Raw genomic sequence first — 9,038 nt, forward strand, 5'->3', positions numbered from 1 at the left:
AGACGCAGTAACAGTAACAGTTCACCCTTTACCAAACGTTTCTTTTTTGGGGGATGAGATGAAAGGGTGTAATCCGCATACGATTAATTTCACGACCTTAACTCCAGGAGCATCTTATTTCTGGGATTTTGGAGACGGTGGAGTAAGTTCAGCAAGCGCACCATCTTACCAATATAATTCGGCAGGAATTTATGATGTAACATTAACAATAACCTCTATCGAAGGATGTGTTGCGAGTTTTGTTCAACCCAATGCTGTGGAAATATTTGAGCAGCCAGTGGCAGATTTTTCATATACTCCACAAGCAATCGATATCATGGATACAGAAGTTAATTTTATCAATCATGCTGACTATGCGACAACGTATGAATGGAGTTTTGGAGATGGAACAGCGAACTCATCGACATTTGAGCCTGTGCATTTTTACCCAGAAGTGGGTAACGTAACCTACCCTGTGACATTAATTGCAGCTAATGATTTTGGATGTGCAGACACCATCACAAAACGAATTAAAATAAACGATGTTTTGATTTATTTTATTCCAAATACCTTTACGCCTGATGGAGATTCGTTCAACGATAAATTTAGACCTCAGTTTGCTTCAGGCTTAGATATCTACGATTTTCACTTAATGATATTTAACCGTTGGGGAGAAATGGTATTTGAATCTTACGACGCTACAGGAGCATGGGATGGAACCTACGGAAATGGAGACATCGTTCCGGATGGTGTTTATGTTTGGAAAATGGAATTTGGAGAAACAATGACCGATAAAAAACATTATGAAAGTGGTCATGTCACTGTTATGAGATAATAAAAAATCCCGACCTAGTTTTCTAAGTCGGGATTTTTGTTTAAGGTTCTAATCTAATCAACCTCCTTGAGTTTTAAATCCAGTATAATATTCTAAATCTTGGTTTTGAATTACCATAACCCCAAGATTGTTTTCGTTTCGAATTAATCCTTCAACAAATCCAACAGCTCCGAAATTGAATACGCTATCTTCCGTAAAATCAACAATCGAAATCATTTCAACATTCAGCGAGGTAGCAAGGTTTTCAATTCCATCCAATAATTCAGTTTGAGATTCACCTAGATATTCGATTTTGTAGTCAACATCTTTTTTGTCTAAAATTTTTGTGGCAACAATTAGGTTTCCTTTTTGCCCCGTGTCTTGCCCTTTATACGTTACCAAGGTAATTTCAAACTTCAAAAAGTGCTTTAAAAACAAGAGTGGCTCTAAACTTTGAAGCGAGTCGTTGTCTTCTAAAATAGGAACCATCACGTGCTTTGGTGAATCGGTGCTTTTTTTAGTATTTGGAATAAAAATAAAGTTCGCATGAGAGTTTTGCATCAATTTCAAGGCTCTACTATTAAATAGATGTTCTAAAAATCGAATGTCATGAGTACCACAGAAAACAAAACCAGTTTTTTCACTGTTAATATATTCTGGAAGGACTTCCATGAAATCGCCCGTTAATTCTACTGCCTCAATTTTCAATTCATCACTGTTATGCTTTTCTTTTAAAGCTTGTAATTTTTTATTCGATTCCGTAAAGTTAGAGGCTTTGCTCACATTGATCAACTCTAAATGTGCACCTTTAATTGGTTTCGTAATTTCAATAGCGTACTTTAAGCTATTGTCACTTTCTGGTGTGAAGTCAATTAAGACAATATTTTTCATAATGTTTTTTGTTCTTTAATATAATATGCTTAAAAATAATTAATAATTATTCAAATTATCAAAAATTAAGAGGGATTAACTGAGAATTTGAGTAAATCAGCTGAAGAAAGTTTGACAGTTACGAATTGAATTTTAGCAATCAGTGAAGTAATGTCAGCTTTTTCCACGATAAGTAATATAACTTGATTAAGTGAATGATAATCAACTCAAATTATGAGTAAAAGGTGTTTTTTTTAATGAATAATATTATCTTGCGAAACTTTTGTAACAATTTTTGACATTTAACCCACTTATCATTAGGATTATTTCTAGGGATGAAGACCTCTTGAAGACTATTTCATGCTAGAAAAAAGTCTATTTAAATAATAGACAGTGATAAGTCTTAAAAATTAAAAGATCGGATTTTGAAGATGGAGTTTTTATTGTACTGGTATTTAACGAACTAGCAATAAAATTTTTTAAATTTAAACTTATGACATCAAAACTTTTATTTACAGTATTATTCCTGTTCTCGATTAATGGCTTGACACAAATCTACGAAGGAAATGCCTTTTTAATAGGTAATTTTATAAATGTGGCAATTGACAGTGCTAAAGGAAAGGAAGGTACAGGTACCGGTGGTGGTTTTCATTATCGCGGTGGTGCACCGGGTACACCATGTGGATTAGTAGCTGATCCTAACGAAACGGGATGGGATTCGGAACTATTTCATGGCGATTTCTTTACAGCTGGTTCACCAGAAAATGGTTTTGGATTAGAGATTAATGGAACGAATTATAATAATAATGCAGGTGGTGCTGATGATGATATCGTTGTACATGCTGGTTATCCATTGTATAGTGAAGAAGGTTCTTGTATGGCAGCTACTTGGTATGGTGAAGTTGAAGGCATTGAAATGAAGATAGTTTATCGTCTTAAGGAAAACGATCTATTTTACACAACGAATATCACGTTGTACAATACAACAGAAGAGGATTTGATCGACCTCTATTATTATAGAAATGTGGACCCTGACAACAACCAGTCTATTGGAGGAACATTTCACACGAATAATACTGTGGTTGCACAACCTAATGAAATGTGCCAGAAAGCATTGGTCACTGCTACACAGGAATTGCCCATCCCTTCATTTTTGGCATTTGGGGCTGTTGGAGAAAATTTTCGTGTTAGTCATGGTGGATTTAGCAATCGTTCGGGATCTGACATTTGGAATGGAACGGGTGTTTTAACGAATGTTGTAGGTGAGTCAGTACACGAAGATAAGGCAATTTCGTTGGCCTATAAAACCGATTTGGCTGCTGGAGATACAGTTAATTTTTCATATGCTATTATTTTAGATGAAGATGCCCTAGATGATGCATTTAGTGATTTTTATTATCCAAATTTTTTGACAATTGATGGGGAAATAGCAGAACCTTGGTCAGAATGTGACGATATTGAAAGAATTGATACAGTCGTTGCTTGTCCAGGTGATACAGTGATGTTTTATTTAACTGGTGAAAATGTGGATGATTACAATTGGATTTGGACTCCGGCTACTGGCCTTACCACTGACACGGGAGATACGACCTTTGTTGTTCATGACGAAATGATAACTTATACCGTTTCATCAGATCCGCTCGACTGTGTGATTCTAGAACCAAAAAAAATTGTATTCAAACCGGCAGGGCTAGTGGCTACAATTTCTGAAGATATCACAATTAGCATAGGTGAGAGCACTACATTAGTTGCTACTGGAGGAGATTCATATTCATGGTTTCCATTCGATGGCCTATCAGATCCTTTTGAGTCAACAACAGAAGCCACACCAGATGAAACGACCCTATATTCTGTAATTGTTTCAAATGAGGACGGTTTTTGCCCTGATGATACGCTTTCTGTCCTGGTAACTGTAATTAATGAATTATTAGTTGGTCAACTAAAACAAGAATTAATATCTATTTATCCGAACCCGCTCAGCACTTCAACAACAATTGATTTCGGAGAGAAACTAACTTCTCCACATACCATTATTGTTTATGATGCCATTGGTAAAACGGTTTATTGCAAACATGACATTATGGAAAAAAAAATTCAGTTGGACGACTTGAATCTTGATTCGGGAACTTATTTTATTGGATTGATGGACAACCAATTGAATCAAATTTGGTCTGAAAAATTAATTGTGAGATAGCCTTAACACATTGACATTTCCTTTCTCAAAAAATGATAATTGTCATTTTTAGACCTGTAAGCATGATCGACCTTTGTATTCATGAACTGTTATCACTGTGGAGAGCACTGCGAAACTGATATTTATCAGCTAGACAACCATCAATTCTGTTGCAATGGCTGTTTGACAGTTTATGATATTCTTCACAGCAATGGAATGGATAAGTTTTATGACTTGTCCGATCGTGCACCTGGTATAAAGGCCCGTGGAGAAGGAGAAAAAGTGTACTACGACTTTTTGGATTTAGAGGATTACCAAAAAAAACATATTTTATTTAAAGACGATAAACGAATAAAGGTTGAACTTTACTTGCCTCAAGTGCATTGTAATTCGTGTATTTGGCTGCTTGAGAATATCAATAAAATTAACACCGAAATCGTAAATAGCGAATTGAATTTTGGTACAAAAGTCATTCAAGTTACTATTAAAAACACTTATTCTTTAAAACAACTTGCTCAATTCCTAGATCAACTGGGTTATCCTCCAGAATTCTCATCGGCTAAAAAGCAAAGAGCCAAAATGAATAAAACACTGATTTATAAGATTGGTGTGGCAGGCTTTTGTTTTGGAAATATCATGCTACTAAGTTTTCCTGAGTATTTGGGGTTGACAGAGGATGATATTTCATTTCGTAAATTATTTTTAATACTCTCATTTTTCCTATCGTTACCGGTTTTATTTTATGCGGGCTTTGATTATTTAAAATATGCCTACTATGGTCTGAAAAATCGAGTGTTTAATATGGAGTTGCCCATTGCAATAGGTTTAATTGCTCTATTTTTAAGAAGCTCCTATGAGCTGTTCGAATTTAATGAGCAAGCTTATTTTGATTCTTTGGCAGGATTGGTATTTTTTCTTTTAATTGGAAAATGGTATCAAGAAAAAACTTTCGCGAACCTTCGGTTTCAGTCCGATAAGCGCAGTTATTTTCCCATGGCGATACAACAAATCGTAAACAAGAAAAAAGAAATTATTAAAACTGAAGAAATAGAACTCGGTATGAAATTGGCGATTCGTAATTTCGAATTGATTCCAACCGACTCTCAACTATTAAGTGATAAAGCTTTAATTGATTATAGTTTTGTAACGGGTGAATCTGAACCTGTTAAGCTCAAAAAGGGCGAAATTATTTTCGCTGGAGGGCGGTTAATTGGCTCGCCGGCAGAAGTACTAGTGGTTAAATCCTTAAATGAAGGGTATTTAACTGGTTTATGGAATGCGAAATCCATCCACGAAAACCCAAACAAGGACAATAAACTCGTTCAACTGTCAAATGCAATTAGTCGCTATTTTACAGTGTTTTTAATATTATTGAGTCTTGCTACAGGTTTGTATTGGTATTTTGTGGATAGCTCGTTAATCTGGCGTAGTGTAGTTGCTGTATTAATTGTGGCTTGTCCTTGTGCTTTGGCGCTAAGCATTCCTTTCACATATGGGACAGCATTAAGTGCGTTCGGAAAATTCGGATTATTTTTTCGAAAATCTGAAATAATTGATCAATTAACACATGTTACAGATATAGTTTTTGATAAAACAGGGACATTAACAACCGGAAAAGGAGTGGATATTATTTTTGAAGGAAGTCTATCAGATAAAGAGAAAAAGGCCGTGTACAGCGGATGCTCCAATTCTATGCACCCTTTAAGTCAAACCATTACCGATTATTTAGGCTTAAATAAAGCTGATGAAGTTCAAGACTTTAGTGAAATTCAAGGTAAGGGATTGGTTTTTAGTTATAATGATACACTTTATAAAATTGGTTCTGCTCAATTTCTTGGAATTAAAAAAACGGAAGAACGATTGGAGCAAGTTTCCATGGTCTATATTAAAAAAGAGGAAAAAATATTAGGGAATTTTCAAATAAATCATGCTTACAGAAAAGGGCTTAAAACTTTGTTAGCAAAACTTTCTAAACAATATCATATTCATGTATTGTCGGGTGACAATGATCGTGCAGCGGCGTTTTTACGAACTGAGTATGGTTTAAACGAACTTCATTTTAACCAAAGTCCAATAGATAAAGCAAATTATATCCAAAATTTGCAGCGTCAAGGGAAGAATGTTTTAATGTTAGGGGATGGTATTAACGATAGTGAAGCCTTAGAGGCAAGCTATTTTGGAATAGCGGTTACCAATATGTCTCAAGGTTTTAAACCTTCTAGTGATGCGATAATTAATGGAGATGCCTTGGTTCGATTAAATGAATTTTTCGACTTTGCTCATTACAGTAAACGCGTGGTAATTACAAGCTTTATTATTTCTTTTCTCTATAATATAATAGGTTTAACAATTGCTGTACAAGGTATCTTTGCTCCTGTTTTAGCGGCTATCTTAATGCCTATTAGTTCTTTGACGGTAGTGCTTGTTGCAACATTGAGTATAAAAATTCGTGCAAGGAACAGAAAGTACCTTTAAAAGGTTAATGTAAAGTATACATCGTATCATTTTATTATCAAAGAATTATTAACTCGAAGTTCGCTTGTGGAATTAGGTGAATTAAATTCTATTATTTTAAATTCAATTTCTTATTTTCGCAATTCAAAACCCTACAATATGTTAATTGTCAAAAGTTTAAGAAATTCGTGTAGACTCCTTTTTTTTACAGGATTTTTTTTAATTTATAATTCTGTCTTTGGACAATGCAATATAAAATATGTATCACCTGGTGCAGTCGGTGTGGGAACAGAAGATGATCCTGGAGATTTAGCATTAATAATAGCGGGTGCAATGCCCAATGATGTCATTCGCCTTGATACTGGTGAATATGTTATTTCAAACCCAATTAATATTCCTTCAAATATCACAATTGAAGGTGGTTTTATTCAAGCCTTAGATTGGACGAAAACCAGTTTGGCTGGTGCATCAAGAATTTTAAGAGATAATACCAATCCAGAGGGACCAGCAGGTGCAGATCGACTTGTGGCGTTTTACGGAATGAATAGCTCAAATTTCAGCTTACGAGATTTACAAGTAGAAACAATGGATGCCACAGGCAATTCAAGATCAACGTATGGGGTCCATTTAAGTAATTGTTCTGAATATACTTTTTCAAGAGTTATTGTATTAGCGGGTTCAGGGAGTGATGGGATTAATGGTGTGAATGGGGCGGATGGCGTAAACGGAATGAATGGATTTAATGGACTGATTGGTGATGGAGATGATCAGGATGATCCCGGTCACGGAGGAAATGGAGGTGCAGGTGGAGGTGCAGGAGGAGGAGCTGGGGGCAATGGAGCTGTCGATCCAGGTACTTGTTGTTTGCCCGGTACAGGTGGATGGTCAGGAGGAATGTCGTCGAATATAAGAGCCGGTGGCGGTGGAGGTGGCGGAGGCTGCGGAGGTGAAGAGAATAATAAAGGTGGAAATGGAGGTCTACGTGGTGGGGTATTTGGTACGTACCCCTCTGGAGGTCCCGCTGGGATAGGAGGCAATGGCGGTGGTTGTGGTGGAGGGTATAATGGAACGGGCGGTTCGATTGGGACAATTGGAATCAACGGTACAAATGGAGCAAGTCCGGCTAGCGGAACATTTATTGGTGGATTTTTTGTTCCAGGGAATGGATTAGATGGAACAGATGGAACGGGAGGAATGGGTGGATCTGGCGGCGGTGGCGGCGGTGGCCAAGAAGGCTTCTTTTGTGTAGATGGTGCTGGTAATGGCGGCGGTGGCGGTGGCGGCGGCGGCCAAGGAGGAGCTTTTGGAACCGGTGGAACTGGTGGCGGTGGCGCATTCTGTGTTTACTTATTTAATAATGGTATTAATGGACGTTTTTTACAATGTAACTTTGTTTCTCCCCCAAATAGCATTGGGGGAGTAGGTGGAACTGGTGGAGTAGGCGGAACTGGAGGAACTGGCGGACTTGGTGCATCTGTTGATTGGGATGAAGTTGGTAGAGGTGGCCACGGAGGTCCCGGTGGTAAGGGAGGAGACGGTGGCATTGGCGGCAATGGTGCTAACGGCTCATCTGAAGATTTATATCAAGATGGTGGTGATATTCCTGTTGAATTAGAAATTGGATTTGATTTAATTAGTCAACCTGAAATTCGTTTGTCTAATACTTTTTGCGTTTTTGATACGGTAGATTTTAATGCAACCTATTCAGGTGCTTGGGATTTTGGTATCGAAGCAATCCCGCCAATTTTGACAGGAATAGATGTTAACACAATCTATCAAGACACTGGTAGATTTGATGTTGGATTTGATGGACACAATTATGCTGATTTTGTTTATATGTCTCCATTTTCAACTGATAGTGCAGTGGCTGGTAATGATGCGGTATTTTGTGCCAATGACCCAGCGATAGCTCTAAACGCTGAAATACCAGATTGGGGAACAGGGACTTGGTCCTCTCTTGGAGGTGCCGTTGTTGATGTACCATCTAGCCATAACTCGAGCGTTTCAGGTGCTTCCACGGGAGATAACCTTTTTGTTTGGACCGTAAGTTCTGATTGTTGCGATGATAAAAAAGATACCGTTGTCATTACAATTTTACCGGTTAGTACGGGGATTCTTGATGTGTCGGTTTGTAATTTATACACCGTCCCAAGTGGCGATGAAACTTATACAACTCCTGGAATTTTTACTGTATTCGACACTATCCCAAATGGCGTGGGTTGTGACTCGATTTTAACAATTAATCTGGAACTCTTAGACAATGATAATACAACGGATGTTATCACGGCTTGTGATTCTTACACATGGATTGATGGAATTACGTATACCTCGGATGAATTTGCCGCTACGCATACATTAACGAATGCAGCTGGCTGTGATTCGGTAGTGACCTTAAATCTTACCATAAACGAAAGCACAACAGGAACGGATATTATAACGGCTTGTGATGCTTATACTTGGATTGATGGGGTAACATACACCTCGGATGAATTTACTGCAACTCACACATTAACTAACGCTGTTGGTTGTGATTCTGTGGTAACCTTAAATCTAACCATAAACGAAAGTACGACAGGAACGGATATTATAACGGCTTGTGATGCTTATACTTGGATTGATGGAATAACCTATACCTCGGATGAATTTACTGCTACGCATACCTTAACGAATGCAGTAGGCTGTGATTCGGTAGTGACCTTAAATCTGACCATAAACGAAAGCACAACAGGAACAGATATAATTACAGCA

General features: G+C 37.4%; 4 protein-coding genes and 1 pseudogene. 4 read left to right on the forward strand and 1 reads right to left on the reverse strand.

Annotated elements, in window-relative coordinates; genetic code table 11:
* Positions 1 to 814 (forward strand): PKD domain-containing protein (locus tag A8143_RS07940; protein WP_139134302.1); only part of this gene is annotated, 814 nt, incomplete at its 5' end.
* A gap of 57 nt (positions 815 to 871) precedes the next feature.
* Here the strand turns inward: A8143_RS07940 and A8143_RS07945 are convergent.
* Positions 872 to 1,684, reverse strand: coding sequence for a universal stress protein (locus tag A8143_RS07945; protein WP_070137847.1), 813 nt, complete (start codon positions 1,682 to 1,684; stop codon positions 872 to 874).
* A 472-nt stretch (positions 1,685 to 2,156) separates the two neighbouring features.
* Here A8143_RS07945 and A8143_RS07950 point away from each other — a divergent pair, with 472 nt between their 5' ends.
* The 3 genes and pseudogenes from A8143_RS07950 to A8143_RS16865 all read left to right on the forward strand — a co-directional run.
* The gene (locus A8143_RS07950; RefSeq protein WP_070137848.1) at positions 2,157 to 3,857 is read left to right on the forward strand and encodes a T9SS type A sorting domain-containing protein; all 1,701 of its coding nucleotides are present in this window, start codon (positions 2,157 to 2,159) and stop codon (positions 3,855 to 3,857) included.
* Positions 3,858 to 3,938: 81 nt separating this feature from the next.
* Positions 3,939 to 6,311 (forward strand): heavy metal translocating P-type ATPase, encoded by a 2,373-nt coding sequence (locus A8143_RS07955; RefSeq protein ID WP_070137849.1) that lies wholly within the window; start codon positions 3,939 to 3,941, stop codon positions 6,309 to 6,311.
* A 138-nt stretch (positions 6,312 to 6,449) separates the two neighbouring features.
* A pseudogene (locus A8143_RS16865) lies at positions 6,450 to 9,038 on the forward strand (hypothetical protein); the annotation flags it as partial.

The sequence above is a fragment of the Crocinitomix algicola genome, assembly GCF_001661595.2.
Lineage (GTDB): Bacteria > Bacteroidota > Bacteroidia > Flavobacteriales_D > Crocinitomicaceae > Crocinitomix > Crocinitomix algicola.